This window comes from Streptomyces sp. ICBB 8177 (assembly GCF_003144095.1).
Lineage (GTDB): Bacteria > Actinomycetota > Actinomycetes > Streptomycetales > Streptomycetaceae > Streptantibioticus_D.
Genome location: NZ_NSKH01000003.1, coordinates 364,470 through 391,353, shown reverse-complemented (window position 1 = coordinate 391,353; position 26,884 = coordinate 364,470). Strand labels below are relative to the sequence as shown.

Annotated in this window: 23 protein-coding genes and 1 tRNA gene; 16 read left to right on the top strand and 8 right to left on the bottom strand. The window is 73.8% G+C overall.

From position 1 onward, the window contains the following. Window positions 1–76: 76 nt before the first annotated feature. From CK485_RS04690 to glmS, 6 genes are all read left to right on the top strand, one after another. The gene (locus CK485_RS04690) at window positions 77–1,714 is read left to right on the top strand and encodes a carboxyl transferase domain-containing protein (RefSeq protein ID WP_109447187.1); all 1,638 of its coding nucleotides are present in this window, start codon (window positions 77–79) and stop codon (window positions 1,712–1,714) included. A 74-nt stretch (window positions 1,715–1,788) separates the two neighbouring features. Continuing rightward, window positions 1,789–3,804, top strand: a complete 2,016-nt coding sequence (locus tag CK485_RS04685) for an acetyl/propionyl/methylcrotonyl-CoA carboxylase subunit alpha (protein ID WP_109447619.1) — start codon at window positions 1,789–1,791, stop codon at window positions 3,802–3,804. 41 nt (window positions 3,805–3,845) lie between these two features. Beyond that, window positions 3,846–4,766 carry a hydroxymethylglutaryl-CoA lyase gene (locus tag CK485_RS04680; RefSeq protein ID WP_109447617.1) on the top strand — a complete coding sequence of 307 codons (921 nt, stop codon included), beginning with the start codon at window positions 3,846–3,848 and terminating at the stop codon, window positions 4,764–4,766. A gap of 11 nt (window positions 4,767–4,777) precedes the next feature. After that, window positions 4,778–5,938 carry an acyl-CoA dehydrogenase family protein gene (locus CK485_RS04675; protein ID WP_109447615.1) on the top strand — a complete coding sequence of 387 codons (1,161 nt, stop codon included), beginning with the start codon at window positions 4,778–4,780 and terminating at the stop codon, window positions 5,936–5,938. A 183-nt stretch (window positions 5,939–6,121) separates the two neighbouring features. Then, a complete protein-coding gene (locus tag CK485_RS04670) occupies window positions 6,122–6,397 on the top strand; it encodes a hypothetical protein (protein ID WP_109447613.1) in 276 nt (91 codons plus the stop codon). Window positions 6,398–6,486: 89 nt separating this feature from the next. Further along, complete coding sequence (gene glmS, locus CK485_RS04665) at window positions 6,487–8,301, top strand: glutamine--fructose-6-phosphate transaminase (isomerizing) (protein ID WP_109447185.1); 1,815 nt, start codon at window positions 6,487–6,489, stop codon at window positions 8,299–8,301. Between the two features lie 199 nt (window positions 8,302–8,500). Here glmS and CK485_RS04660 read toward each other — a convergent pair whose 3' ends face one another. After that, complete coding sequence (locus tag CK485_RS04660; RefSeq protein ID WP_109447183.1) at window positions 8,501–9,025, bottom strand: universal stress protein; 525 nt, start codon at window positions 9,023–9,025, stop codon at window positions 8,501–8,503. A 1,027-nt stretch (window positions 9,026–10,052) separates the two neighbouring features. On the opposite strand from CK485_RS04660, the gene CK485_RS04655 reads away from it, so the two are divergent. The 5 genes from CK485_RS04655 to CK485_RS04635 all read left to right on the top strand — a co-directional run bounded on the left by CK485_RS04655 (window position 10,053) and on the right by CK485_RS04635 (window position 13,725). Beyond that, entirely contained in the window at window positions 10,053–11,342 is a 1,290-nt protein-coding gene (locus CK485_RS04655; RefSeq protein ID WP_241968154.1) for a helix-turn-helix domain-containing protein, read from the top strand. Between the two features lie 5 nt (window positions 11,343–11,347). After that, a complete protein-coding gene (orn, locus tag CK485_RS04650; RefSeq protein ID WP_109447179.1) occupies window positions 11,348–11,956 on the top strand; it encodes an oligoribonuclease in 609 nt (202 codons plus the stop codon). 120 nt (window positions 11,957–12,076) lie between these two features. Then, window positions 12,077–12,149: transfer RNA gene (locus CK485_RS04645), tRNA-His, on the top strand. Between the two features lie 279 nt (window positions 12,150–12,428). Beyond that, window positions 12,429–13,136, top strand: a complete 708-nt coding sequence (locus CK485_RS04640) for a DUF1524 domain-containing protein (RefSeq protein ID WP_109447177.1) — start codon at window positions 12,429–12,431, stop codon at window positions 13,134–13,136. A gap of 190 nt (window positions 13,137–13,326) precedes the next feature. After that, window positions 13,327–13,725 (top strand): chorismate mutase, encoded by a 399-nt coding sequence (locus tag CK485_RS04635; protein WP_109447175.1) that lies wholly within the window; start codon window positions 13,327–13,329, stop codon window positions 13,723–13,725. A 101-nt stretch (window positions 13,726–13,826) separates the two neighbouring features. On the opposite strand, the gene CK485_RS04630 is transcribed toward CK485_RS04635, so the two are convergent. From CK485_RS04630 to CK485_RS04620, 3 genes are all read right to left on the bottom strand, one after another. Continuing rightward, window positions 13,827–15,287, bottom strand: a complete 1,461-nt coding sequence (locus CK485_RS04630) for a cellulose binding domain-containing protein (RefSeq protein ID WP_109447173.1) — start codon at window positions 15,285–15,287, stop codon at window positions 13,827–13,829. Between the two features lie 142 nt (window positions 15,288–15,429). Further along, window positions 15,430–16,884 (bottom strand): HAMP domain-containing sensor histidine kinase, encoded by a 1,455-nt coding sequence (locus CK485_RS04625; RefSeq protein WP_109447171.1) that lies wholly within the window; start codon window positions 16,882–16,884, stop codon window positions 15,430–15,432. Continuing rightward, window positions 16,881–17,603, bottom strand: a complete 723-nt coding sequence (locus tag CK485_RS04620) for a response regulator transcription factor (protein WP_109447169.1) — start codon at window positions 17,601–17,603, stop codon at window positions 16,881–16,883. Before CK485_RS04620 ends, CK485_RS04625 begins: the two co-directional genes overlap by 4 nt. Window positions 17,604–17,783: 180 nt before the next feature. Between CK485_RS04620 and CK485_RS04615 the strand changes: the two genes are divergently transcribed. After that, window positions 17,784–18,314, top strand: a complete 531-nt coding sequence (locus tag CK485_RS04615) for a hypothetical protein (RefSeq protein ID WP_109447167.1) — start codon at window positions 17,784–17,786, stop codon at window positions 18,312–18,314. Window positions 18,315–18,439: 125 nt separating this feature from the next. Here the strand turns inward: CK485_RS04615 and CK485_RS04610 are convergent, their stop codons facing one another. Then, entirely contained in the window at window positions 18,440–19,306 is an 867-nt protein-coding gene (locus tag CK485_RS04610; protein ID WP_109447165.1) for a fused MFS/spermidine synthase, read from the bottom strand. 56 nt (window positions 19,307–19,362) lie between these two features. Beyond that, window positions 19,363–19,710, bottom strand: coding sequence for a hypothetical protein (locus CK485_RS04605; protein WP_109447611.1), 348 nt, complete (start codon window positions 19,708–19,710; stop codon window positions 19,363–19,365). Window positions 19,711–20,024: 314 nt separating this feature from the next. Here CK485_RS04605 and CK485_RS04600 point away from each other — a divergent pair, with 314 nt between their 5' ends. Continuing rightward, window positions 20,025–21,368: a transcriptional regulator gene (locus tag CK485_RS04600; RefSeq protein ID WP_109447163.1), complete on the top strand. Its 1,344-nt coding sequence runs from the start codon at window positions 20,025–20,027 to the stop codon at window positions 21,366–21,368. A gap of 48 nt (window positions 21,369–21,416) precedes the next feature. Here CK485_RS04600 and CK485_RS04595 read toward each other — a convergent pair whose 3' ends face one another. Then, window positions 21,417–22,022 carry a histidine phosphatase family protein gene (locus CK485_RS04595; protein ID WP_109447161.1) on the bottom strand — a complete coding sequence of 202 codons (606 nt, stop codon included), beginning with the start codon at window positions 22,020–22,022 and terminating at the stop codon, window positions 21,417–21,419. A gap of 83 nt (window positions 22,023–22,105) precedes the next feature. Beyond that, window positions 22,106–22,798, bottom strand: a complete 693-nt coding sequence (locus CK485_RS04590) for a TetR/AcrR family transcriptional regulator (RefSeq protein ID WP_109447159.1) — start codon at window positions 22,796–22,798, stop codon at window positions 22,106–22,108. A 282-nt stretch (window positions 22,799–23,080) separates the two neighbouring features. On the opposite strand from CK485_RS04590, the gene CK485_RS04585 reads away from it, so the two are divergent. From CK485_RS04585 to CK485_RS04575, 3 genes are all read left to right on the top strand, one after another. Then, window positions 23,081–24,112 carry a phosphatase PAP2 family protein gene (locus CK485_RS04585; protein WP_109447157.1) on the top strand — a complete coding sequence of 344 codons (1,032 nt, stop codon included), beginning with the start codon at window positions 23,081–23,083 and terminating at the stop codon, window positions 24,110–24,112. 100 nt (window positions 24,113–24,212) lie between these two features. Further along, on the top strand, window positions 24,213–25,337 hold the full coding sequence (locus tag CK485_RS04580; RefSeq protein ID WP_241968128.1) for a hypothetical protein: 1,125 nt from the start codon (window positions 24,213–24,215) through the stop codon (window positions 25,335–25,337). Further along, window positions 25,328–26,884, top strand: coding sequence for a hypothetical protein (locus tag CK485_RS04575; RefSeq protein WP_109447155.1), 1,557 nt, complete (start codon window positions 25,328–25,330; stop codon window positions 26,882–26,884). The genes CK485_RS04580 and CK485_RS04575 overlap by 10 nt, the downstream gene beginning before the upstream one ends.

Here is a 26,884-nt window from a genome sequence, read left to right as displayed (position 1 = left end):
CGCGCGGTCGTCAGCCATCACCCAGGGATCGCCCCGGCGACCACCCATCGCGTACGTGTGCAAGGGAGCCCACGACATGCGTGACACGGCACCACCCGCGCTGCGCAGCGCGGCCGATCCGGCCTCCGACGCCTTCGCGGCCAACGCGGCGGCGCACGCCGAGTTGTCGGCCCGGCTGCGCGAGAAGCTGGCCGCCGCCAGGCTGGGCGGCGGGGAGAAGTCCCGCGCCCGGCACACCGCACGCGGCAAGCTGCTCCCCCGTGACCGGGTGGACGGCCTGCTGGACCCCGGCTCGCCCTTCCTGGAGCTGGCGCCGCTGGCCGCGGACGGGATGTACGAGGGACAGGCTCCGGCGGCCGGCGTGATCGCCGGGATCGGGCGGGTCTCGGGCCGCGAGGTGGTGATCGTCGCCAACGACGCCACCGTCAAGGGCGGCACGTACTACCCGATGACCGTCAAGAAGCACCTGCGGGCCCAGGAAGTCGCCCTGGAGAACCGGCTGCCGTGCGTCTACCTGGTGGACTCCGGCGGCGCCTTCCTCCCCCGGCAGGACGAGGTCTTCCCCGACCGCGAGCACTTCGGCCGGATCTTCTACAACCAGGCCACCATGTCCGCCCGCGGCATCCCGCAGATCGCCGCCGTCATGGGCTCGTGCACCGCGGGTGGCGCCTACGTGCCCGCGATGAGCGACGAGGCGGTGATCGTGCGCGACCAGGGCACGATCTTCCTCGGCGGCCCGCCGCTGGTGAAGGCGGCCACCGGCGAGGTGGTGACCGCCGAGGAACTGGGCGGCGGCGAGGTGCACTCCAAGGTCTCCGGCGTCACCGACCACCTCGCGCACGACGACGCCCACGCGCTGCGCATCGTCCGCGACATCGTCGGCACGCTGCCCGCCCGCGGCCCGCTGCCGTGGTCCGTGGAGCCGGTCGAGGAGCCCGCGGTCGACCCCGCCGGGCTCTACGGCGCCGTCCCCGTCGACTCCCGTACGCCGTACGACGTGCGCGAGGTCATCGCGCGGCTGGTGGACGGCAGCAGGTTCGCCGAGTTCAAGGCGGAGTACGGCACGACGCTGGTCACCGGCTTCGCCCGGCTGCACGGCCACCCGGTCGGCATCGTCGCCAACAACGGCATCCTGTTCGGCGAGTCCGCCCTCAAGGGGGCGCACTTCATCGAGCTGTGCGACCAGCGCGGCATCCCGCTGCTGTTCCTGCAGAACATCTCCGGCTTCATGGTCGGCCGCCAGTACGAGGCGGGCGGCATCGCCAAGCACGGCGCCAAGATGGTCACCGCGGTCGCCTGCACCCGGGTGCCGAAGCTGACCGTGGTCATCGGTGGCTCCTACGGCGCGGGCAACTACTCGATGTGCGGTCGCGCCTACTCTCCGCGATTCTTGTGGATGTGGCCCAACGCGAAGATCTCCGTGATGGGTGGTGAGCAGGCCGCCTCGGTGCTCGCCACCGTCAAGCGCGACCAGCTGGAGGCGGCGGGCGAGCAGTGGACGGCCGAGGACGAGGAGCGCTTCAAGGACCCGATCCGCGCCCAGTACGAGACGCAGGGCAACGCGTACTACGCCACCGCGCGGCTGTGGGACGACGGCGTGATCGACCCGCTCCAGACCCGCACGGTGCTGGGCCTGGCCCTGACCGCCTGCGCCAACGCGCCCATCCCGGACCGGGGCCCGCTCGCCCCCGGCTACGGCGTCTTCCGGATGTAGGGGGGAGCACACTCATGGACCTGACACACCAGACACCACTGGACCCGGCACAGCGGACCCACCGCACGCGGCCGATGTTCGACACCGTGCTGGTCGCCAACCGCGGCGAGATCGCGGTGCGGGTGATCCGCACCCTGCGCCGCCTGGGTGTGCGTTCCGTCGCCGTCTTCAGCGACGCCGACGCCGGCGCCCGGCACGTCGTCGAGGCCGACACCGCGGTGCGCATCGGGCCGCCGTCGGCCGCCGACAGCTACCTGCGGATCGACCGGCTGCTGGAGGCCGCCGCCCGCACCGGCGCACAGGCGGTCCACCCCGGTTACGGCTTCCTCGCCGAGAACGCGGCGTTCGCCCGGGCCTGCGAGGACGCAGGGCTGGTCTTCATCGGCCCGCCGGCCGGCGCCATCGAGCTGATGGGCGACAAGATCCGCGCCAAGGAGACCGTCGAGGTCGCCGGGGTCCCGGTCGTCCCCGGATCCAGCGGCAGCGGCCTGAGCGACGAGCAACTCATCGCGGCGGCACGGCGGATCGGCACCCCGGTGCTGCTCAAGCCGTCGGCGGGTGGCGGCGGCAAGGGCATGCGGCTGGTGCGCGACGAGGCGCTGCTCGCCGACGAGATCGCCGCTGCCCGGCGCGAGGCGCGCGGTTCGTTCGGCGATGACACGCTGCTGGTCGAGCGCTGGATCGACCGCCCTCGGCACATCGAGATCCAGGTGCTGGCGGACGCCCACGGCACGGTCGTGCACCTCGGCGAGCGCGAGTGCTCGCTGCAACGGCGCCACCAGAAGGTCATCGAGGAGGCCCCCTCGGTCCTGCTGGACGAGGCCACCCGTGCCGCGATGGGCGAGGCCGCCGTGCAGGCCGCCCGCTCCTGCGGCTACGTGGGCGCGGGCACCGTGGAGTTCATCGTGCCGGGCGCCGACCCTTCGGCGTACTGCTTCATGGAGATGAACACCCGGCTCCAGGTCGAGCACCCGGTGACGGAACTGGTGACCGGTCTCGACCTGGTGGAGTGGCAGCTGCGGGTGGCCTGCGGCGAGCCGCTCGCCTTCGGCCAGGACGACGTCACGCTCACCGGCCACGCAATCGAGGCCCGCGTCTGCGCCGAGGACCCGGCCCGCGGCTTCCTGCCCTCCGGCGGCACGGTGCTGGCGCTGACCGAGCCGGACGGCGACGGGGTGCGCACCGATTCGGGGCTCAGCAAGGGCACCGAGATCGGCAGCCTCTACGACCCGATGCTCTCCAAGGTCATCGCCTACGGCCCGGACCGGCCGACCGCGCTGCGCAAGCTGCGGGCGGCGCTGGCGGACACCGTGATCCTCGGCGTGCAGACCAACGCGGGCTTCCTGCGCGGGCTGTTGGGCCACCCCGACGTGGTCGCGGGGACGCTGGACACCGGGCTGGTGGAGCGGGACGTGGACACGCTCGTCGAGGACGCCGTGCCCGACGAGGTGTACGCGGCGGCGGCGCTGCTGCGGCGGGCGGCCCGGGAGCCGGTGGCCGACGAGCGCGGCTGGGTCGACCCGTTCGACTCGGTCAGCGGCTGGCGGCTCGGCGGCGAGGCGGCGTGGACGCCGGTCCACCTGCGGGTGCCGGGCCACGAGCCGGTGCGGGTGCTGGTGCGCGACGGCGAGGTCAGGGTCGGCGACGGCGAACCGGTGGCGGCGCGTGTGCGCGGCGGCGGCACGCGGGTCGTGCTGCACCACGACGGCGTCACCCACGTCTTCCACCGGGCCGGCGACTGGCTCGGCCGCGACGGCCACACCTGGCACGTCACCGGTCACGACCCGGTGGAGGCGGCGCTGCGTGGCGGCGCCGGGGCGGCCGGGACCGACACGCTGACCGCGCCGATGCCGGGCACCGTCACGGTGGTCAAGGCGTCGGCCGGGGACGAGGTGACCGCCGGCCAGAGCCTGCTGGTGGTCGAGGCGATGAAGATGGAGCACGTCATCGCCGCCCCGCACGACGGCACGGTCGCCGAGATCAACGTCACCCCGGGCAGCACGGTCGCGATGGACCAGGTCCTCGCGGTCGTCGTACCGCACGACAGCGACGTCGCGGCGCACGACAGCGAGAGCGAGGCGGACCGGTGACGGCCATCGACGAACCGGGCGCCAAGCCCTCCGGCCTGCCCATGGTCGCGCCCGAGCCGGGGCTTCCGGCGCGGGTGCGCATCCACGAGGTCGGCGCGCGCGACGGGTTGCAGAACGAGAAGGCCACCGTGCCGACCGAGGTGAAGGCCGAGTTCGTGCACCGCCTCGCCGACGCGGGGCTGACCACCGTCGAGGCGACCAGCTTCGTGCACCCCAAGTGGGTGCCCCAACTCGCCGACGCCGAAGCCCTGATGCCGTTGCTCGGTGATCTGGCCGGCGTACGGCTGCCGGTCCTGGTGCCCAACGAACGCGGCCTGGACCGGGCGCTGGCGCTCGGGGTGCGCGAGATCGCGGTGTTCGGCAGCGCGACCGAGTCGTTCGCCAAGGCCAACCTCAACCGCACGGTCGACGAGTCGCTGGCCATGTTCGAGCCCGTGGTGGCCAAGGCCAGGGACGCCGGGGCGAGCGTGCGCGGCTATCTGTCGATGTGCTTCGGCGACCCCTGGGAGGGCGCCGTGCCGGTGGACCAGGTGGCCGCGGTGGCGAAGCGGCTGGCGGACCTCGGCTGCGACGAGCTGAGCCTCGGCGACACCATCGGCGTGGCCACCCCCGGTCACGTCACCGCGCTGCTGACCGCGCTGGGCGACGCGGGGCTGCCCGCCGCACGCCTCGCGGTGCACTTCCACGACACCTACGGCCAGGCTCTCGCCAACACCCTGGCCGCCCTCCGCTTCGGCGTCACCACCGTGGACGCCTCGGCCGGAGGCCTCGGCGGCTGCCCGTACGCCAAGAGCGCCACGGGCAACCTCGCCACCGAGGACCTCGTGTGGATGCTGACCGGTCTCGGCATCGACACCGGGGTCGATCTCGCCCGCCTCACCGCCACCAGCGTGTGGATGGCCGGGCACCTGGGCCGACCCAGCCCGTCCCGCACCGTCCGCGCCCTCTCCCACGAGGAGTAGTCACCATGTCGATCGACCACCGGCTGCCCGCCGAATACGAGGAACTGCGGCGCACCGTCGAGCAGTTCGCCCACGACGTCGTCGCGCCGAAGATCGGCGACTTCTACGAACGGCACGAGTTCCCGTACGAGATCGTGCGAGAGATGGGCCGCATGGGCCTGTTCGGCCTGCCGTTCCCGGAGAGCTACGGCGGCATGGGCGGCGACTACTTCGCGCTCTGCCTGGCGCTGGAGGAACTGGCCCGGGTCGACTCGTCGGTCGCCATCACCCTGGAGGCCGGAGTGTCGCTGGGCGCGATGCCGATCTTCCGGTTCGGCACCGAGGAGCACAAGCGCGAGTGGCTGCCCCGGCTGTGCGCGGGCGAGATCCTGGGCGCGTTCGGGCTGACCGAGCCGGAGTGCGGCTCCGACGCGGGCGGCACGCGGACCACCGCGCGGCTGGACGAGGCGACGAACGAGTGGGTGATCAACGGCACCAAGTGCTTCATCACCAACTCCGGCACCGACATCACGGGCCTGGTCACGGTCACCGCCGTCACCGGCCGCAAGGAGGACGGCCGTCCGGAGATCTCCGCGATCATCGTGCCCTCCGGCACCCCGGGCTTCACGGTGGCGGCGCCGTACTCCAAGGTCGGGTGGAACGCCTCGGACACCCGCGAGCTGTCCTTCGCCGACGTCCGCGTGCCGGCCGCCAACCTGGTCGGCGAGCGCGGCCGGGGGTACGCGCAGTTCCTGCGGATCCTGGACGAGGGCCGGATCGCCATCGCGGCGCTGGGCACCGGGCTGGCGCAGGGCTGCGTGGACGAGTCGGTGCAGTACGCGAAGACCCGGCAGGCGTTCGGCAGGCCGATCGGCGCCAACCAGGCGATCCAGTTCAAGCTGGCCGACATGGAGATGCGCGCCCACACCTCGCGACTGGCGTGGCGGGACGCGGCGGCGCGGCTGATCAGCGGGGAGCCGTTCAAGAAGGAGGCGGCGCTGGCCAAGCTGTACTCCTCGGAGTCCGCCGTCACCAACGCGCGCGAGGCCACCCAGATCCACGGCGGCTACGGCTTCATGAACGAGTACCCGGTGGCGCGGTTCTGGCGGGACTCGAAGATCCTGGAGATCGGCGAGGGCACCAGCGAGGTGCAGCGCATGCTGATCGCCCGCGAGCTGGGCGTCACGGCGTAGCCGCAGTCCTCCCGCACCTCGCCTACTCAGGCCGTGGCCCCCGTCCGGGTCGCGGCCTGAGCGCGTTCCGGAGGCGGCGCGTCGCACCGTTCGCACGCCATCCGGGTGCCGTTTCTCGCGATGCCTGCCCGATATCGGGCAGGATTGTTGCGGTGCCCGGACCTGATCGCGCAGGATCGTCCGGTGCTCGAACGCCGGGTGTCACACGACGACCTCATCGACCACCTGGTGCGGACCACACCGCTGCGACGCGGCGAGGCCGCCCGGGTGGTGCTGGACGTCCTGGCGTACTTCGACGAGCCGGCGGAGGACTTCGTCCGCCGCCGGCATCGGGAACTGCAGGCCAGGGGGCTGGCGAACGCCGAGATCTTCGAGCGGATCGCCGAGGAGCTGCCGCACCGCGCGGTGTCCCCGCCGGCGTTCTCGCTGCGGCAGCTGCGCCGCATCGTCTACGGCTGAGGACGGCCGACCACGGCTGAGGGCGGTCTGAGGGCGGTTGAGGAAGCGCGGCCGGGCACGACGGCAAACGACCCAGAAAGGGCCCAGTCATGTGCGGGATCGTCGGATACATCGGGAAGCGGGACGCCGCTGCGCTGCTGCTCGAAGGACTTCAGCGGCTGGAGTACCGCGGCTACGACTCCGCCGGTGTCGCGGTGGCCGGCAGGTCCGGCGCGCTCAGGACGGTCAAGGCCAAGGGCCGGGTGCGCGAGCTGGACGAGCGGCTGCCCAAGCGCTTCTCCGGCACGACCGGTATCGCCCACACCCGCTGGGCCACCCACGGCGCGCCCAGCGACGAGAACGCCCACCCGCACCTGGACGCTGAGGGGCAGGTCGCCCTGGTGCACAACGGCATCATCGACAACGCAGCCGACCTGCGGGCCAAACTCGTCGCGGACGGCGTGGAGTTCGCCTCCGAGACCGACTCCGAGGTGGTCGCCCACCTGATCGGCCGCTCGTCCGCCGAGACCCTGGAGGCCAAGGTCCGCGAGGCGCTGGCGGTGGTCGAGGGCACGTACGGCATCGCCGTGCTGCACGCCGCGTTCCCCGACCGGATCGTCGTCGCGCGCAACGGCTCACCGGTGGTGCTGGGCATCGGGGAGAACGAGATGTTCGTCGCCTCCGACGTCGCCGCGCTGGTCCGGCACACCAACCAGGTCGTCACGCTGGACGACGGCGAGATGGCCACCCTGAAGGCGGGCGAGTACCGCACGTACACCACCGAGGGCAGCCGCACCTCCGCCGCGCCGACCACCATCGAGTGGGCCGCCGAGTCATACGACATGGCCGGGCACGACACGTACATGCACAAGGAGATCTGCGAGCAGCCGGACGCGGTCGACCGGGTGCTGCGCGGCCGGATCGACGACCGCTTCGCCACCGTGCACCTCGGCGGCCTGGGGATCGACGCCCGCGAGGCGCGTGCGGTGCGCCGGGTGAAGATCCTCGGCTGCGGTTCGGCGTACCACGCGGGTCAGATCGGCGCCCAGATGATCGAGGAGCTGGCCCGCATCCCGGCCGACGCCGAGCCCGCCAGCGAGTTCCGCTACCGCAACCCGGTGGTGGACCCCGACACCCTCTACATCGCGGTCAGCCAGTCCGGCGAGACCTACGACACGCTGGCGGCGGTGCAGGAGCTCAAGCGCAAGGGCGCGCGGGTGCTCGGCGTGGTCAACGTGGTGGGGTCCGCGATCGCCCGGGAGACGGACGGCGGGGTGTACGTGCACGCCGGTCCCGAGGTGTGCGTGGTCTCCACCAAGTGCTTCACCAACACCGCGGTCGCCTTCGCGCTGCTCGCCCTGCACCTGGGCCGGGTGCGGGACCTGTCGGTCGCCGACGGGCGCCGGATCATCGAGGGCCTGCGCAGGCTGCCGGAGCAGATCGCTGAGATCCTGCGCGGCGAGGACGGGATCAAGCGGCTCGCGGCCCGCTACGCGGACGCGAAGAGCATGATGTTCGTCGGCCGGGTGCGGGGCTATCCGGTGGCCCGCGAGGCGTCGCTGAAGCTCAAGGAGGTCTCGTACGTGCACGCCGAGGCGTACCCCGCCTCCGAGCTGAAGCACGGGCCGCTGGCGCTGATCGAGCCCGAGGTGCCGTCGGTGGCGATCATCCCCGACGACGAGCTGCTGGAGAAGAACCGGGCGACGCTGGAGGAGATCAAGGCGCGCAGTGGCCGGATCCTTGCGGTGGGCCACCGGGTGCACGAGATCGCCGACGACACGCTCGTCGTCCCCCGCAACGAGCCCGAACTGGACCCGATCCTGCTCGGCGTCCCGCTTCAACTCCTCGCCTACCACGCCGCGTTGGCGCTGGGCCGCGACATCGACAAGCCGCGGAATCTTGCGAAGTCCGTGACGGTGGAATAGCGGTCACCACGAAGGGGCGCGGGGCTGTGACCTTGCGCGGCTCCGCCGCGGGGGGCGCGACCAGCCACAACGAATCCGCAGTCGGCCACTCGCCATGCCACTTGCGGTAGCGGCCCGGCCACCGGCCCGTACTGGCTGAGCGCGCCCCGCGGCGGAGCCGCACATCGTCACGACTCGGCGCCCCTTCAGGCGTTCGGGCTCACGGGATCACGATCACCGGGCGCTGCGCGCGCCGCGCCAAGCGGCCCGCCACCGAGCCGAAGATCTTGCCGATGATCCCGTGCGTGCCGCCGACGACGATCGCGTCGGCGCTGTACTCGCGGCCGACCTCCTCCAGTTCGTGGCAGATGTCGCCGCCGCGCTCGACCAGGACCCACGAGACGTCGCCCAGGTGGTCCGCGCAGGCCAGCTCCAGGCCGAGGACTTCCGTGCGGTGGTCGGGGACGTCCACGAAGACGGGCGGCTCGCAGCCGGCCCAGACCGTCGCGGGCAGCCGGTTGGCGACGTGCACGATGATCAGCCCGGAGCCGGCCCTGCGAGCCATGCCGATCGCGTAGGCGAGCGCCCGCTCGCTGGAGACCGATCCGTCGAAGCCGACCACCACCCCGTGCTGGAACGCCGGATCGCAGTGGTGGTGGGTCTCTGCGTCCGCCGCGGGCTGGGCCGTGCCGAAGTCGGCGATCGGCTTGCCGTCGGCGGGGTCGGGGAACTCGTAACCGGCCATGATGGGGTTTTCGGGAGAGGCGGCGCCTGCGGCGTCGCTGGAGCGGACAGGTCTGGCGTGCACACCGGTGACCGCGGGACCGGCCGACAATGGCCGGTATGGGCATTGCCCTCCCACTGCCTCCAGGGTACGGCGACGACATGCTGCTGCACAGACAGGCCAGGCATTCCGCCGCGATGTCGGTAACCCGAAGTTCCCGAGAGAATGCCGGAGCCGGGCGCGAAGCGCAACGCCCATGGCCGCCGGACGCGGGTATTGCGTACCCCGTTTCACCCCTTCGGTAACCCTCCCCGCGTCAACCTCCGGAGGCTGGATTCACCGCACGGGGGAAGGCCGCGAACCGCCCGTCCGGCTTGGGCCCTCGGTCCCCAGGACCGGCCGCCCGGACCGTGTTCCCATCGATGACCTGCCCGTTCAACGACCGGGCGGCCGGTAACCGGAAGGACCGGACGACCGGCTTCCGGGGCGCGCTCCGGCGCACGCCTCAACACAGGGCGCACGACGGCGCGTTGACGGGTGGTGCGGGCATCTTCGACGGCTCTTTTCGGCCAACTTCCCATCGTGCCCACGAGGTCGGGAACAAGAGTTCCCCACCCCCTCTCGACCTGCGCGAACGTGACGGCGCAGAATGCCCAAAGCCAGCCACACCAGGGGGTTACCGGCAGACGGGCCCGAGGCGCACTTCCCACCGGGCCCGGTCAGTGGAACGCTTCGTGATCGAATGCTTCGCGCCAAGTTGTCATGTCGACTTAGTACCGGATGGTGAACTTGTCACCTCATCCGCAGCGAACGCAGTAGATTCGATCTTGGGTAACACGGCGGGGGAAACGTGCAGTACCGAAAGGACGTTGCTTCTACCGAGGGGGGCTCATCCGCCATGACCCAGGACTCCAGGACCGGAGCGGCGACGGAGGTCATCACCACCCCGTCAGTCCGTGTCTCGTCCCAGGCGGGCAGCGGCACCACCACGGCGGTGCCGGGACGCAAACTCTCCGCACGGCGCCGTAAGGAGGTCGTCGCCGTACTGATGTTCAGCGGCGGCCCGATCTTCGAAAGCTCGATCCCGCTGTCGGTCTTCGGGGTGGACCGCCAGGACGCCGGGGTCCCGCGCTACCGGTTGCTGGTCTGCGCGGGCGAGGACGGCCCGCTGCGCACCACCGGCGGCCTGGAGCTGTCCGCGCCCTACGGGCTCGACGCGCTCGGCCGGGCCGGCACCATCGTGGTGCCCGCCTGGCGTTCCATCTCCCAGCCGCCGCCGGCCTCGGCGCTGGCCGCGCTGCGAAGGGCGCACGAGGAGGGGGCACGGATCATAGGCCTGTGCACCGGCGCCTTCGTGCTGGCGGCCGCGGGCCTGCTGGACGGCCGCCCGGCCACCACCCACTGGATGTACGCGCCGACGCTCGCCAAGCGGTACCCGTCGGTCCACGTCGACCCGCGCGAGCTGTTCGTGGACGACGGGGACATCCTCACCTCCGCGGGCACCGCGGCCGGGATCGACCTGTGCCTGCACGTGGTGCGCACCGACCACGGCTCGGACGCGGCCAACGCGCTGGCCAGGCGGCTGGTCGTGCCACCGCGCCGCAGCGGCGGCCAGGAGCGCTACCTGGACCGGTCCTTACCCGAGGAGATCGGCGGGGATCCGCTGGCCGAGGTCGTCGCGTGGGCGCTGGAGCACCTCCACGAGCAGTTCGACGTGGAGACGCTGGCCGCCCGCGCGTACATGAGCCGTCGCACCTTCGACCGCCGTTTCCGTTCGCTCACCGGCAGCGCGCCGTTGCAGTGGCTGATCACCCAGCGGGTGCTCCAGGCGCAGCGGCTGCTGGAGACGTCGGACTACTCGGTGGACGAGGTGGCGGGCCGCTGCGGCTTCCGGTCGCCGGTGGCGCTGCGCGGGCACTTCCGCCGCCAGCTCGGCTCCTCCCCGGCCTCGTACCGGACGGCGTTCCGCGCACGCCGTCCGCAGGATCCCGCGGACCGGGCGGACCGGGGTGCCGACGGGCGCCCCGACCGTCCGGACCGCCTGGAGCGCGGCGAGGGGTCACGCGGTGAGACGCTGCCGCACCAGCGCCGGGGTCCCGGTGCCGAGAGCGGTGGTATGGACCCGGGCCGCACGGAGCCCGATCCGCACGCGATACGCCTGCCCGAGCAGCACGGGCGCGCGGACGGCGCGGAGCTGGCCGGGCTGGCCAGGGCGGCGGGGCTGACCAGGCTGCGCCCGGAGCGTGCCGGGGGCCGCCCGGCACCGGGGCAGGTCCTGGGCCAGCAGGCCGCTCGCAGCACGGCGATGCCGGGTCAACGCGATCGCCCCGTAGGGTGAGACGCATGAACGACCGCATGGTGTGGATCGACTGCGAAATGACCGGGCTCTCGCTGCGCCATGACGCGCTGATCGAGGTCGCCGCCCTCGTCACGGACTCCGAGCTGAACGTCCTTGGCGAGGGGGTGGACATCGTGATCAAGCCGCCGGCCGAGGCGCTGGAGACGATGCCGGAGGTGGTGCGGGAGATGCACACCGCCTCCGGCCTGCTGGAGGAGCTGTCCGGCGGCACCACGCTCGCCGAGGCGGAGCGGCAGGTGCTCGACTACGTCAGGTCCTGGGTGAAGGAGCCGCGCAAGGCGCCGCTGTGCGGCAACTCGGTCGGCACCGACCGCGGCTTCCTCGCCCGGGACATGCCGGAGCTGGAGCAGCACCTGCACTACCGCATCGTGGACGTCTCCTCGATCAAGGAGCTGTCCCGGCGCTGGTACCCGAGGGCGTACTTCAACAGTCCGCCCAAGAACGGCAACCACCGGGCGCTCGCCGACATCCGCGAGAGCATCGCCGAGCTGCGGTACTACCGCGAGGCGGTCTTCGTGCCGCAGCCGGGTCCCGACACCGACACGGCCCGCGCGATCGCCGCGAAACACGTCCTGCCCGCACGCGAGGGCTAGCCGCCTTCGCGTGCGGCGGGGCCGCCCCGGCCGACGCCCCGCCGCACGGAATGGTGGCAGCGAGCACCCTGGAAAACCCTGTATGCTTCTTCTCGGCCGGTGCGAGAAGCGCCGGTGATGGTGGGTGTAGCTCAGCTGGTAGAGCACCTGGTTGTGGTCCAGGATGTCGCGGGTTCAAGTCCCGTCACTCACCCTGACGACAGGGTCCGATCCGCACGGCGGGTCGGACCCTGGTCTTTTGCGTACGGCCCCCTTCACGTACGCCTCCCGTACCGCAGGGCCACCAGCACCTCAGCGCACCCGTGACGGCCGTCGCAGGTTCGGCATCCGTCGGACCACAGACACCGCCAACTCCCGCCTCATACCGTGCTGTTGGCCCCCGAACCGCTCCCATTCTTGTCATGTTCACGTTAAATCTGGGTAGGCGTGCGGAGATTGGCGTTCCCGTTCACCCAGCCTCCAGGGAGCCCCCATGCGCCGAACCCCCACCCCCGCGCGCCCCGCCGAGCCCGCCACCGCCCGACGCGCCGCCACCGCCCGCCCCACGGGCACCCGCCGCACCGCCGCCCTCGGCGCGGTCGCCGCGCTCGTGGCCGTCGCGGTGGCCGCCGGGCCCGCCTCCGCCGCGCCGCCCGCGCCGCCTTCGCTCGCCACCGCCCGCACCGAGCTTGCCGCCCTCGTCGTCGCGGCCCCGGATCCCATGACCGGGTACGCGCGCTCCGCGTTCGACATATGGGCCAAGCAGCCCGACCACTGCACCACCCGGCAGGACGTGCTGGCCAGGGACGGGTCGGACGTCGTCGAGGAGTCGGGCGGGTGTCAGCCGTCGAGCGGTTCGTGGTACTCGGCCTACGACGGCAAGACGGTCACCGTGGTCGCGCAGGCGACCATCGACCACATGGTGCCGCTCGCCGACGCCTGGCGTTCCGGGGCGGACAAGTGGACCGCGGATCAGCGGAAAGCTTTCGGCAACGACCTCACCGACCCGCAGCTGATCATCGCCTCCGAGTCATCCAACTCCAGCAAGGGCGACTCCAGTCCCGACGAGTGGAAGCCGGCGAACCACGCCTTCTGGTGCACGTACGCGGAGGACTACACACGGGTGAAGTGGGTGTGGAAGCTGACGGCGACCAGCGCGGAGAAGACGGCGCTGGGGCAGATGCTGGACACCTGCTCCTAGGAGGTGTTCCCCGGCGCGGGCCCGGATTGCCCGGGCCCGCGGCGCGACCCCGTCCGGGCCGCGAGACGGTCCGGCGGGGTGGGGGGCGGATCGGCTAGGGTCGGCGCGAAATGGTGGGAGTGTCCCTGATGCGCGTCCGGACCAGGGGCCCGCGCACGCAGGGGCACGTGCGTACGGAGGGGTACGAGCTATGAGCGAGCGGGACGGCGGCGCGGGCCGGGAGCAGGCGGACCCGCGCGATCTCGGCCAGGCGGCGAGCGTGGGCGACTCCGCGCGCGCCGAGCTGCTGCGGCTGCGCTCCAGCATCGACAACCTCGACGCGGCCCTGGTGCACCTGCTCGCGGAGCGCTTCAAGTGCACCCAGCAGGTCGGGCGGCTCAAGGCGGCGCACGACCTGCCGCCCGCAGACCCGGCCCGCGAGGTCGCCCAGATCGCCCGGCTGCGGCGGCTTGCGGAGGACGCGCACCTCGATCCGGCGTTCGCCGAGAAGTTCCTGAACTTCATCATCGAGGAGGTCGTCCGCCACCACCGCGCGATCGCCGACGAGAACGGCAACGGCGGCGGCGATGGCGGCTCCCGGGCCCGGTAGCGCCCGCACCGCGCAGGACGTGGTCGTACCGCCCCGGCCGTCGGTGGGGTGACCGGCCGGGGCGGTACGGGCTCAAAGGAGCAGCGGAAACTGGCGCGCCGTCACTTCGTGTACGCGGACAAGGCGCTCGCGAACGCGTTCGGCGCCTGCGTGATCGACGAGCAGGTCGGGGACGCGTAGGACTGGGCGCCGCCGTCGCACTGCTTGTCGCGGGTGGCGGACCACATCGACAGCCAGGCCAGGCCCTTGGACTTGGCGAACGCCACCAGCTTGCTCGCGTCGTCCAGGGTGAAGATCTCGGAGCTGGTGTCGTTGACGCCGATCATCGGGGTGACCGCGATCTTGTTCCATGACGCGGCGTCGGAGATCCCCAGCACGCTCTTGACCTGCGCCTCGGTGGCGGTCGCCGCGTCGATGGCGTTCTGGCCCATGTCGCTGGGGAAGTTGGCGCCGTAGTCCATCGCCATCACGTTGACCGCGTCGATGTCCACGCCGTTGGTCTTGGCGTCGGTCAGCAGGTTGACGCCGTCCTGGGTGAGGCCGGAGGGCAGCACCGGCAGGGTGAAGGAGACCTTCAGGCTCGGGTGGCTCTTCTGCAGCTGCGCGATCGCCTGGTCGCGGCGGGTGTTGGCGGCGGTGTTGCCGAGCGCGGCGCCCTCGACGTCGAAGTCCACCTTGGTGAGCTTGTACGCGTCGATCACCTGCCCGTACGCGGTCGCCAGGGCGGAGGCGGAGGAGCAGGTGGTGGCCAGCTCGTTGCCGTTGGCGCCGCCGAAGGAGACCCGCACGTCGCCGCCGGCGGCGCGCAGCGCGTCGATCTGGCCTGCCGTGCTGTCGTCGCCGACCGCGGTCACGCCGCCCCACTTCGGGGTGCAGGAGCCGCCGTCGGTGACGAAGGCGAGGTTGTACTGCTTGACGCCGGTGGCCTTCTCGGCCGCCGTCAGGTCGAACGGCGGGTAGAGCGAGGTGTCGACGTACGGGGCGAAGCCCGCGTCGGAGGAGCTGCCGCCGCTGGTGGGCGTGGCGGTCGGCGTCCCGGTGGGGGTGGAGGTGGGCGTCGGGGTCGCGGTGGGCGTCGGCGTGGGGGTGGAGGTCGGCCGCCCGGTCGGGGTGGGCGTCGGGCCGTCATCCACCGAACACTTGGCGCCGTCGATCAGGCAGCCGGTGGGTGCCGCCGCGCTGCCGCCGGAGGCGGTGGCGACGAAGCCCACGGTGACCGACTTGCCCGCCGGGATCGAACTGTCCCAGTCCTCACCGGTGACGGTGACCTTGCCGCCGCTCACGGTGTACTTGCCGTTCCACAGCGAGCTGATCGACGTGCCGGAGGGCAGGTCGAAGGTGAGCGTCCAGTTGTCGAGCGCCTGGCCGGAGGAGTTGGTGACGACGTACTGGCCGGTGTAGCCGCCGTCCCAGGTGCTGGTCGCGGTGTACGCGGCGCCGAGCGTCGCGGCCTGCGCCGAGCCGGCCAGGGCGAAGGCGGTGCCGGCCATCGCCGCTGCCACGGCGACGGCGCCGATGGCCTTGACCTTGCGGCTGGGACGGCGGCGGTGCGAAGAACTCATGGGGGAAGACCTGCCTCACGGGGGTGCGTCGATGTGGGGGCGGCAGCACGCTAGCGGCAGGGAATCGGACAAAAGGCCAGTTCAGGGCGGGGGTTGGGGTTCTTATGGCGGGCTTAAGGCAGTGATCGGCGACGATTATGGTTCAGACCTTCGACGGCCGTTCGCCCGTGCGGGGGGCCTGCGGGCGGAAGCCGTGCCGTGCGGCCCCGCGCCAGCCCGCCGCCCATCCCGCACCGCGTCGGCTCACCCGATGACCGCGCCCGCCGCGGCCGTCGCGCGGACGCAGCCCGAGCCGCAGCCGCACCTCGGTGCCGCCCAGCACCGAGCGTCCCAACGCCACGTCGCCGCCGGTGGTTTCGGCGACCCGGCGCACGATGTCCAGGCCGAGGCCGGTGGAGCCGGGACCGCCGGCGCCCTGGCCCCGGCGCAGCGCGGTCGCCGGGTCCCCGATGCCGCCGCCCGCGTCGGAGACCAGCACGATGACCGCGTCGTCGCCGTTGTGAACGTCGACCGCGAAGGCGGTGCCCTCGGCGGTGTGGCGGAAGACGTTGCCGAGCAACGCGTCGAGGGCGGCGGCCAGTTCGGCGCGCGGCACCGGCACCCGTACCGGGCGGTCCACCCCGGCGGTGCGGGCGCTGCGGCCCTGGTCCTCGGCGAGCGCCGCCCAGAACGCCATGCGTTCGCGTATCACCTCGGCCGCGTCGCATCCGGAGGCGGTGGGCGCGGCGGTGCGCTGGGCGCGGGCGGTCCGGATGATCTGGTCGACCTCGCGCTCCAGTTGGGCGACCGCCTCCCGGGTCTGCTCGGCGGCCGGGCCCTCGCCGAGGGAGGCGGCGTTCAGGCGCAGCACGGTCAGCGGGGTGCGCAGGCGGTGCGACAGGTCGGCCGCCAACTCGCGTTCGTTTGCGAGCAGTTGACTGACCTGGTCGGCCATCGAGTTGAACGCTGCTGCGGCCGAGCGCAGTTCGCTGGGCCCGCCCTCCTGGACCCGTACGCCCAGGTCGCCGCGGCCCAGGTCGCGGGCGGCGGTGGCGAGTCTGCGGGCGGGGCGCACCAGCCGGGTGCCGAGCCGGTCGGCGATCGCCACCGAGCCGACCACCAGCCCGGCGCCGACCAGTGCGAGCACCAGCCACGCGGTGGTCACGCCCCGGGTGACGTCGGCTTCCGGCACGTAGACCTCGACGACGGCGAACCCCGAGTCCACGGCGGTCGGTTGCAGCAGCGCGTAGCCGCCGGGGACGGTGAGGGTGAAGGCCTTGCCGAGGCGGGCGGCGGCGGCCACGTCGGCGGCCGGCGCGTGACCGCTGCCGATCTCGACGCCCGTGCTCGCCCCCGCGCCGCCGGCGCCGCCGTCGCCGGGGACGTGCACCGCGATGCGGCCGTCCGCGCCCGCCTGGGTGGAGGCGACCGCGCGTTCCAGCTGGGTGCGGTCGGTGGTGATGGCGAGCGCCGGGTCGATGGCGGCGGCCTGGCGCTCGGCGTTGGTCAGCGCGCGGTCGCGGGCCATCTCCCGTACCACCAGGCCCAGCGGCACGGCGAACGCCAGCACGACCATGACGGTGACCGCGACCACCACCTTGACCAGCGCCCATCTCATCGCGAAGGCTCCGCGGCGTGCGGTGGCCGGGGGGCATGGGGCGGCTGGGGCGCCTCGATCTTGACGCCGACGCCGCGCAGCGTGTGCAGGTAGCGCGGGCTGGCCGCGGTCTCGCCGAGCTTGCGGCGCAGCCAGGACAGGTGGACGTCGATGGTCTGGTCGTCGCCGTAGGACTGCCGCCACACCTCGGTCAGCAGTTCGCGGCGCGGCACGACGACGCCGGGGCGGGCGGCGAGGAACGCCAGCAGGTCGAACTCCCGCCGGGTCAGGTCGAGCCGGACCCCGTCCAGCTCGGCCTCGCGGCGCTGGGTGTCGATGCTCAACTGCCCGACCCGCAGCACCTGCGACGCCTGCGTGCCGCGGGTGCGGCGCAGCACGGCCGCCATCCGCGCCGACAGGTGTTCCACGGAGAACGGCTTGACCAGGTAGTCGTCGGCGCCGTCGTTCAGCAGCCGGACGATCTCGGTCTCGTCGTCACGCGCGGTGGCGATGATGACGGGCACGTCGGTGATGCCGCGCAGCATCTTCAGCGCCTCGGATCCGTCGAGGTCGGGCAGCCCGAGGTCGAGCACGACGACGTCGAACCCGACCTGGGCGACCTCGCGCAGGGCCTCCAGCGCGGTGCCGACGCTGCGCACCGTGTGGCCCGCCTCGGTGAGATGCCGGATCAGCGCGGAGCGCACGAACTGGTCGTCCTCGACGACGAGCACACTTGCCATGCCCGGCACCGTACGCCATGCGGTGGCCCTCGGTCCCCGGCGCCGAACCGGCGGTGAGCGCCCGTGCGGGCGGCGTACTCTACCGCGAACGCCCATGTCGCGGGCGGAATCGGACCGGCGTACGCCGGGTGGGGCGGGCGGCGCTTGACGGACGGGCGCGGTGCGGCAGGATGGGCCGCCATGCGACGAGGTTTGGTGCACGCCGGGGCGTGGACGCTGGCGACCGGCGCGGCGATCGCGCTGTCGTGGTTCGGCGTCCACACCGTGCTGGCCGGCACCGTCTACGATCCGCCGCGCGCGCTGCCGATCTCCGGCGGCCTGCCCTCGGCCGGCGTGAACGGGTCGCTCGCGCCGTCACCCCCCACGACCGGACCGCGAAGGCCGGCGGCCGCCCGGTCGTCTTCCGCGGCCCCCTCGTCCTCGGCGTCCACCACGCCCGAGCGCCCGCCCGGCCGGGCCGGTTCCACCGCGTCCGGCGGGTCGACCACCGGTGACGTGCACAGCTACGAGGTGACCGGCGGCCGGGTGGCGCTGGTGCTGGGGCCGTCCTCGGCGACGCTGGTGTCGGCGACCCCGGACAGCGGCTGGTCGACGAAGGTGTGGAAGGAGCCGGGCTGGATCCGGGTGGACTTCACCTCCGGCGTGCACACCTCGTCCATCTTCTGCACCTGGAACGGGCATCCGCCGACCGTGCAGACCTACGGGAGCTGACCGCCGCGAGCTGACGGCGAACCGACCGCGCGAGCCCGGCTGGGAACCGACCGCGCGAGCCGGTCCGCCCGCGGTCCTTCCAGAAGCCGCCGGAAATCACCCGAAGGCGTGACGTGCGTCCACGTTTACCGGAAGACCGACTCCGGAGGAGCGGGTGACGCCTGCGCGGTCGCGTCGGTGACCGGGACCGCGCCGCCGGTGAAGTCCCGCAGCGGGCGCCCGTGTTCGACCCTGCCGGGGTGCGGATCGGTGGCGGTGCGGCGGGTGAGGTCGGCGACCGGAAGCTCGCGGTTGGCGGCGAGCAGCAGCGCGTTGCCGAAACGGCGTCCGCGCAGCACCGCCGGGTCGGCGGCGAGCACGACCTCCTCGAATCGGCTGTGCGCGGTGGCGACCTGCCCGCGCAGGAAGGCGAGCGGACCGCCGTCGGTGAGGTTCGCCGCGTACCAGCCGCCGGGGCGCAGCACCCGGGCGACCTCGTCGAGGAACTCGACGGTCGTGAGGTGCGCGGGGGTGCGGGCGCCGTGGAAGACGTCGGCGATCACCAGGTCCGCCCAGCCCTCCGGCAGTTTCGCCAGTCCCTCGCGGGCGTCGCCGCCGCGCACCCTGATCCGCCAGGCGCGGTCCAGCGGCAGTTCCCGGCGCACCAGGTCGACCAGGGCGGCGTCCACCTCGACGACCTGCTGGGTGGAGCGCGGCCGGGTCGCGGCGACGTAGCGCGGCAGGGTCAGCGCGCCGCCCCCCAGGTGGACGACGTGCACCGGCCTGCCCGGCGGGGCGACCAGGTCGGCCACGTGGCCCATGCGGCGCTGGTAGGCGAAGTCGAGGCGGGCCGGATCGTCGAGGTCGACGTGCGACTGCGGGGCGCCGTCGATCAGCAGCGAGAACGCGCGGGGCCGGTCGCGGTCCGGGACCAGTTCGGCGGTCCCGCCGTCCACCGCCTCCCGCAGGACCTCGGGGTCCCGTGCTCTGCCGCGTCGCTTCGTGCCTGCCACTCCCCCAGTATCGGCCCCCGCCGGGTTCGGCGTCGGGTCGGTCCTGGGGGCCGGGGCTACAGGCCGTCCGCCGCCTCGATGGTGCGGGCCGCCTCGCCGAGCGCCATGCGCAGCAGCACCGGGTCGGTCACCGGGTGGCTGCCGCGCGGCGGGACCAGCCAGCCGGTGCCCGCGACCGGTGGCTCGTCGGCGAACCGCGTACCCCGGCCGTCGGTGCGGGTGCAGGCGCTGCCGGGCAGGTCCCAGCAGCCCGCGGTGCCGGCCGGGACGAGGAAGCCCAGGGTGTCGCCGCTGGTGTCGTGCAGCACCGGGCCCACGCCGGTGCGCAGCCGCAGGATGTCGACGGCCTCCAGGCCCTGCCGGGACGGGACCGTCACCAGGTCCCAGTCCGGCGCGGGAGGCATGGGACGCGCGAGCGGCTCCTGCCGGGCCGTCGCGGCCGGCCCGTGCGCCTCACCGGTGTCCAACAAGGGAAACCCTCCTCGCCTCGCTGTCAGTGCTGCCGCACACGACACTGCCCGTACACCGTGCACAACGCGCGAGTGGCGTCAACGCTACGTGTGCGGACCGCCGCAAAGGATGGCAGTTCATGGCGAATCCGGGGTGAGATATCCCGTTTGTAGCCAATCTTGTTCCGAACAGCCCGTGCCGACCCGGTCACAGCCGGTACCGTCGTCCCGCCGATCCAGCCCTCAGCACGACCAAGGGGAGGCCTCCCGTGGCACCCTCACCGTCATTCCCCAGGCCGAGACCCGTTCCCAACGCCGCCTTCCGCAGGCTGCGCGGCGACCTGTCGCCGGGCGAGTTCTCAGCCGCGGTGCGGCGTGCCGCGCGCGAGATCGGCGAACGCGTCAGCTGCGACGCGCGGTACGTCGGACGCGTGGAGGCCGGCGAGATCCGGTGTCCCAACTACGCCTACGAGCGGGTCTTCAAGCACATGTTCCCCGGCCGCACGCTGGAGGAACTGGGGTTCGCGCCGCGCGAGGCGGTCCGCGGGCGCCGGGCCGGGCCGCAGCGCGGCGCCGACCGAGAACCACCGAGGAACGACGAGGAGAGCGACGTGCTGCGTCGCGCATTCATCACCAGCGGCCCGGCCGCCGCGCTCGGCGCGACCCTGCCGCTGAGCCAGGGCGCCATCCCGTCGCCGCGCAGGGTCGGCGACGGGGAGGTGCGCGCCGTCGAGGAGGCGGTGCGGCGGATCAGGCTGCTGGACGACCGGCACGGCGCCGACACCCTCTACCAGCGGGCCGGGCAGTCGCTGCGCAACGCCTACGCCCTCCTCGACCAGGGCGCCCACCACCAGGCGGTCGCCGACCGGCTGCACACGGGCTCCGGGGAACTGGCCATCTCGGTGGGCTGGTTGGCGCACGACTCCGGACGGCACGCCGACGCCCGCTCGTACTACGCGGAGGCGCTGGCCACCGCGCGGATGGCCGGGGACCCGGCACTGGAGGCGCACGCCTTCTGCAACACCTCGTTCCTGGCCCGCGACGACGACCGGCCGCGCGAGGCGGTGCGGGCCGCGCAGGCCGCCCAGCAGGCCGCGAGCCGCCTGGGGTCGTCGCGGCTGCTGTCGCTGCTCGCGCTGCGCGAGGCGGGCGGCTGGGCCGGGCTCGGCGACCGCCCGGCCTGCGAACGCGCGCTGTCGCGGGCGCAGCGGCTGTACGGCAAGGGGCCGTGCGACGCGGACCCGGAGTGGATGACGTTCTACGGCGAGGCGGAACTGGAGGGCCTGGAGGCGCAGTGCTGGTCCCGGCTGGGCGACTACCGCAGGGCCGCCGCCCACGCGCGGCGCGGGGTGGCGCTCCAGGATCCGCACTTCACCCGCAACATCGCCCTGTACAGCGCCGAGCTGGCCTCCGACCTGGCGGCGCTGGGCGAGCCGGACGAGGCGGCGCAGGCCGGGCACCGGGCGCTGAGCCTGCTGGGCCGCCGGGTGCGCTCCTCGCGCATCCAGAGCATGCTGGACGGCGCCGCCGCGAGCCTGCGTCCGTACCGGCGGCGCACCGCGGTCGCCGACTTCCTCGCCCGGCACGAGGGCCTGGAGGCGTCATCGGCGTAGCGGCGGGCCGGGCGCGGCGGCGTCATCTCGCCCCGCCCGCCCGGGAGTTCAGCTGCCGTCGAGGTGGCCGGTGTCGTTCCAGCGCTCGATCGCCGGGGCGCCGTAGGCCCAGCCGAGGACGGACAGCGAGACCGGGTCGAGCCGCAGCGCGGCGCCGAAGGACAGGTCGTGGCCGAGCCAGCGGGCGCCTAGGGCGCGCAGGAAGTGGCCGTGCGCGAAGACCAGCGCGTCGCGGTCGCTGCCGCGCGCCCACTCGACGACCTCGTCGGCGCGCGCGGTCATCGCGGCCACGGACTCGCCCCGCGGCGCGCCGTCCCGCCACACCAGCCAGCCGGGCCGGGCGGACCGGATCTGCTCCGGGGTCAGTCCCTCGTGGGCGCCGTAGTCCCACTCCATCAGCGTGTCCCACTCCTTGGCCCGGTCGCCGAAGCCGGTCAACGCGCAGGTCTCGGCGGCGCGGGCCAGCGGGCTGGTGCGGACCTCGACGTCGGGCAGGCCGTGCCACGGCGCGCCGTGCAGCCGGGTTCCCAGCAGGCGCGCGGTGCGGCGACCCTCCTCGGTGAGCGGGACGTCGGTGCGGCCGGTGTGACGGCCGGTGCGCGACCAGTCGGTCTGGCCGTGCCGGACCAGGAGGAGGCGCGGGGCCGGGGACATGCGCGGGGGCCTTTCGACGGACGGGCGTCACGGTCTGACGGGACACGGTCCCGACAGGATGCGGACCGGGGACTTCCGTTCCATCATCCCTCACCGTCCGATCCGCCGAGCAGCCCCGCCAACAGGGCGTTCAGCCCGTGCTCGTACTGCGGCATGCCGTCCTGCGCCGCCGCGAGCTCGGGCGCGAGTCCGGTCAGGCAGGGGTAGCGGTCGGGCGGCAGGCCCGCGAAGCGCGAACGCAGCCGTTCGGCCACGTCGTCGCAGCCCTTCGCGGCGCGCGCCCTGCGCCCTCGCGCGGTCCACAGCGCGGCGCCCACCGTGTACTGCATCACCGCGGTGTACGCGCGGGCCGCGGCCGGGCCGTCGAGCCCGGCGCGCCGCAGCAGCCCGAGGGCGCGCTCGGCGAACAGCGTGCCCTCGTCGCCCTGGACCGGGCGGGTGGCCAGCAGGTGCAGCACGGACGGGTGCTCGGACAGCAGCCGGTAGACCGCGCGGCACAGTTCGCGCAGTTCGGCGTGCGGGGGCCGGCCGGTGTCCTCGGCGGGCAGTTCGACCTCGGAGAACAGCAGGTCGCGCACCGCGTCGATGATCTCGTCCTTGCCCTGGAAGTGGCTGTAGACGGCCATCGTGCCGACCCCGAGCCGCTGGGCGAGCGCGCGCATGGTGAAGGCGTCCGGGCCCGCGTGGTCGAGCAGGTCGACGGCGGCGGCCAGGACGCGTTCGCGGTTGAGGGTGCCCCGCGGGGCACGGGGACGGCGTGACGAGCGGTCGGTCATGGGCGGCACGGTCCGGGGATGACGGGCGGGCGGGGACGTGGGCGGCGGACGGGCGGCGGCGTGCGGTGTCGAGTGGGCCGGGGACGGGGCGGGTGGGGCCGCGGTGCATTGCCGTTGCCGCCGTGAAGCATGCCACTGATGAGGCAACCCCCGCCCACCGCCCGGCGTCCTACCGCGTACCCGCCCACCCGTCGCCCTAACGTACGGCGTACGGTAGAGCGCTCGCGCGAAACCGCCGCGCGGGGGTTCGGCCCGCGGGGCCGACGGAGGAGACGGAGACGGATGTCCAGCACCGCAGCCCGCGCCCGGGACGCGTCGAGGAGCAGGCCCCGCTGGTGGGCGGAGCTGCCGCTGATCGCCGCCGTCTACGCCGCCTACTCGGCCGGCCGGCTGCTGGTCGCCGGTGACACCACGTCCGCCGTCCGGCACGCGCACGCGATCCTGCGCGCCGAACGCCTGCTGCACATCGACCCCGAGCACCTGCTCAACTCCGCCTTCACGCAGGCCGCGTGGCTGGGCGTCCCGGCCTGCTTCGCGTACGCGACGCTGCACTACGTCATCACCCCCGGTGTGCTCATATGGCTGTGGCGCCGGCACAGCGGCCACTACCTGTTCATGCGCACCTGGCTGATGATCTCCACCCTGATCGGGCTGGTCGGCTTCACCCTCTTCCCCACCGCGCCGCCGCGGCTGCTGCCCGGCGGGTCCGGGTTCCACGACACGCTGGCGCAGTACGCGTCGTTCGGCTGGTGGGGCGCGGACGCCAGCGCGCCGCAGGGCATGGGCGGGCTGACCAACCAGTACGCGGCGATGCCCAGTCTGCACGTCGGGTGGGCGCTGTGGTGCGGGATCATGCTGTGGCGCTACGCGCGCAATCCGCTGGCGCGGGCGCTGGGCGTGGCGTATCCGCTCTTGATCACGCTGGTGGTGCTCGGCACCGCCAACCACTACCTGCTCGACACGCTCGCCGGGGCGCTGGTGATGGGCGTCGGGCTGCTGCTGACCCGGCCCGCCCGGCGGCTGGTGGCACGGGTGCGGACCGCCTTCGCGGGGGCCGCCGTCCAGGACGCGGGGGCTTCCGCGGCCGGGACGGGGGCTCCCGTGAGCACGGCCGGGACGGGGACTCCCTTGGGCGCGGTGAGGGCGCCGGTGTCCGACGCCGGGGCCGCAGCGGCAGCCGCCGGGGACGTCGCGGTGGCCGGGGCCGGCGGCCGGGCGGTCGAGGTGGCCGGGCCCGGGACCGCCGTGCGGACCGGCCACCCGCTCCCTGCGCAACGGCACTCCACCGAAACGATTCGTCCCGTACGGCGCTAGGCCTTCCGCCCGCCGCGCCGGACCCCGTTCGCCCGGCGCGGACGGCGCGTTGCCGGTGGCGGACGGCGCGCTGTCAGTGGCGGATGCCAGACTGCCGGGCGTGAACGACTTCAGCGACAGCCGGTCCGCGGCCGTGGACCAGCGCGCCCGGTGGGCCGGGCTGCGCGGGCCCGGGGTGCCGCCGCGTCCGCTGGACGCCCGGGCGCTGGCGGCGCTCGCGGCCAACCCGGGGTGCGGGCGGCGCGCGGTGCTGGACGCGGCCGGGGTCGACAAGGGCGCGGTGGCGCGGGCGCTGGGCTCGCCGGAGCGGTTCGGCCAGTCGCAGTTCGCGTTCGCCCGGGGCAACGCGTTCGAGGCCCGCGTCAAGGCGGACGGCTGCGCCGAGTTGCTGCGACTGCTGGGCGCGGCGGAGAGCGAGACCGCCGAGGTGCCGGACCTGACAGCGGCGGGCCCCGAGGGCCGAGCGGCCCGCACCGGGCTGGCGTTGCGGGAGGCGACGGCGGCCAAGCGCTGGACACTGCTCGACCATCCGCTGCTGGTGCTCGACGTGGCGGGCGCCCCCGTCTACCTGGAGCCCGACGCGGTGGCCGTGCGCCCGGACGGTGGCTGGACGGTGATCGAGGTCAAGTCCTTCCCGATCCTGGACGGCGCGGCGGACCCGGTGAAGGTCGGCGCGGCGGCCCGGCAGGCCGCGGTCTACGTGCTGGCCCTGGAGCGGCTCGACGCGACGGCGCCCCGGCCGGACGTGCTGCTGGTGTGCCCGAAGGACTTCTCCAACGCGCCGACCGCGGAGCTGGTCGACGTACGCAGGCAACTGGCGGTCACCAGGCGGCAGTTGGCCCGGATGACGAAGGTGGAGCGGATCGCGGCGACCCTGCCGGAGGGCACGACGTTCGACGTCACGCGGGAGCGTCCGCCCGGCGAGCTGGCCGAGGCCGTCGAGGCGGTGCCCGCCACGTACGCGCCGGAGTGCCTGGCCAGTTGCGAACTCGCCTACCACTGCCGGGACCGGGCGAGGGAGCGGGGCGCGGTCGAGGCGCTGGGCCGCTCGGTGCGGGGTGAGCTGGGCACGTTGACCACGGTGGAACGGGTGCTGGCGGCGGCGTACGGCGACCGGGACGGCCGGGTCGGGGACGGCCACGAGGACGATCCGGCGGCGGTGGCCCTGCGCCGGGCGGCGGCGCTGCGGACCGAGGCGCTGGGTCGGGAGGCGTCATGTCCCTGATGACGACGCTGGCGCGGGCCGAGGCCGTGGCCGCCGGGCGGGCCCGCCCGCTGGCGACCGTGCGGCACCGGTGGCTGTCCGACCGGCCGCTGGTCTTCGTGCCGCTGACCACCGCCGGCGAGGTCGGGGCACCGCTGGGCGCCCTGGTCGGCACCGACCGCGACCGGCCCAGGCTGCTCGTCGTGCCCCAGCCGCGCGACCGCGACCTGAGGTCGGCCTTCCTGGCCGAGCTTGCCGACGAGATCCTGCCGTACGTCACCGGATACGAGGACGGCGTCGAGTTCGAGCCCGGCAAGGAGACCGATCCCGAGACCGGCAAGAAGGTGGCCGTCGAGCGTGAACTGTGCGCCGACGCCCCGCAGTTGATCGTGCCGAACGCGGCCGGGATCGACTACGTGCGGCTGCTCGGCCGGGCCACCCGCTTCCGCCGCACCGCCGAGGAGAACCCCGACGAACCCTATCCGGCGCCCTCCCGCGTCCCGCTGCTGGGCCGCTGGCTGACACACTTCGGCGAACGGGCCCGGGTGCCGGGCAGCGCGCTGCTGGTGGCGATGACCGACCTGCTGACCCGGCACTGGGCGACCGGTCAGAGCGGCCTGGAGGACCAGCACCTGGGCGCGCTGCTGGGCTGGATCGACCCGCCGCCGGGCATGACGGGACGGGAGGCGGCCACGCGCGCGCAGGTGGTGCGCAACGAGCGCGGCCTGCTGGTCAGCCCGCCGGCCGGTCCAGCGACCGACCCGGTCTTCGACAACAAGGCGCTGGCGCCCGCGATGGCGCGCTACGACGCGGCCCGCACCCGGGGCGCCGACCCGTCCGCCGCCGTGGCGGAGATCACGGCGCTGCTGGAGAGCCAGGCGCGGCCCGCGTGGGACGACGTGTGGCGCGGCGTCGACCTGCTGCGCGGGCTGCCGCCGGGCGGTCACGTGGAGGAGCGCTGGAAGCGGGACCGCTGGTCGTTCACCGGCCACCGGGACCGGGTGCGCGCCGGGGAGCCGCCGCAGCCCCGGCGGGACGACGCGGTCGCCGCGGCGCAGAAGCTCGCCGGACGCGAGACCGCGCAGGCTCGGCTGGACGCGGGCGAGGCGCTGGACGACCCGCTGGTGATGGCCGGGCGACGGCTGGCCGGTGAGGCGCTGGCGGGCGAGGTGACCGCGGTCGAGATGGCGTACTCGGCGGCGAAGGTTCCCAGGCCCCGGCCGCTGGTGACGCTCGCCACCGAGGACCTGCCGCATCTGGACGAGGGCGGCAGGCTGTACCGCGCGCTGCCGGACGGGCGTGTGCAGGAGGCGGAGTTCACCGGCTGGGTGGACCAGCGGACGCTCACCGTGCGGCTGTTGAACGGCATGGGGCGCGGCAAGGAGCCGGACGCGGGCACGCTTCCCGCGGTCGGTGACGAGGTGCGCTGGACGCTGTTCGAGCACACCGCGCGCGGTGGCCCCGATCTGCCCGACGCGGAGGCCACCCCGTGGACGCACGGCGGTCCGCCGTCCGCCGCGCCGGTGGCCGCGCCGCCCGATCCGGTGACCGGGGAGGACCTGCTGTGA

Bases quoted from the DNA above. Each gene is read 5' to 3' on its own strand.
- CK485_RS04615 (WP_109447167.1), top strand. From the start codon at position 17,784: ATGCGACGAGGTTTGGTGCACGCCGGGGCGTGGACGCTGGCGACCGGC.
- CK485_RS04690 (WP_109447187.1), top strand. From the start codon at position 77: ATGCGTGACACGGCACCACCCGCGCTGCGCAGCGCGGCCGATCCGGCC.
- CK485_RS04595 (WP_109447161.1), bottom strand. From the start codon at position 22,022: ATGTCCCCGGCCCCGCGCCTCCTCCTGGTCCGGCACGGCCAGACCGAC.
- CK485_RS04625 (WP_109447171.1), bottom strand. From the start codon at position 16,884: ATGAGATGGGCGCTGGTCAAGGTGGTGGTCGCGGTCACCGTCATGGTC.
- CK485_RS04685 (WP_109447619.1), top strand. From the start codon at position 1,789: ATGTTCGACACCGTGCTGGTCGCCAACCGCGGCGAGATCGCGGTGCGG.
- orn (WP_109447179.1), top strand. From the start codon at position 11,348: ATGAACGACCGCATGGTGTGGATCGACTGCGAAATGACCGGGCTCTCG.
- CK485_RS04635 (WP_109447175.1), top strand. From the start codon at position 13,327: ATGAGCGAGCGGGACGGCGGCGCGGGCCGGGAGCAGGCGGACCCGCGC.
- CK485_RS04630 (WP_109447173.1), bottom strand. From the start codon at position 15,287: ATGAGTTCTTCGCACCGCCGCCGTCCCAGCCGCAAGGTCAAGGCCATC.
- CK485_RS04655 (WP_241968154.1), top strand. From the start codon at position 10,053: ATGTTCAGCGGCGGCCCGATCTTCGAAAGCTCGATCCCGCTGTCGGTC.
- glmS (WP_109447185.1), top strand. From the start codon at position 6,487: ATGTGCGGGATCGTCGGATACATCGGGAAGCGGGACGCCGCTGCGCTG.
- CK485_RS04605 (WP_109447611.1), bottom strand. From the start codon at position 19,710: ATGCCTCCCGCGCCGGACTGGGACCTGGTGACGGTCCCGTCCCGGCAG.
- CK485_RS04620 (WP_109447169.1), bottom strand. From the start codon at position 17,603: ATGGCAAGTGTGCTCGTCGTCGAGGACGACCAGTTCGTGCGCTCCGCG.
- CK485_RS04575 (WP_109447155.1), top strand. From the start codon at position 25,328: ATGTCCCTGATGACGACGCTGGCGCGGGCCGAGGCCGTGGCCGCCGGG.
- CK485_RS04590 (WP_109447159.1), bottom strand. From the start codon at position 22,798: ATGACCGACCGCTCGTCACGCCGTCCCCGTGCCCCGCGGGGCACCCTC.
- CK485_RS04660 (WP_109447183.1), bottom strand. From the start codon at position 9,025: ATGGCCGGTTACGAGTTCCCCGACCCCGCCGACGGCAAGCCGATCGCC.
- CK485_RS04585 (WP_109447157.1), top strand. From the start codon at position 23,081: ATGTCCAGCACCGCAGCCCGCGCCCGGGACGCGTCGAGGAGCAGGCCC.
- CK485_RS04640 (WP_109447177.1), top strand. From the start codon at position 12,429: ATGCGCCGAACCCCCACCCCCGCGCGCCCCGCCGAGCCCGCCACCGCC.
- CK485_RS04680 (WP_109447617.1), top strand. From the start codon at position 3,846: ATGGTCGCGCCCGAGCCGGGGCTTCCGGCGCGGGTGCGCATCCACGAG.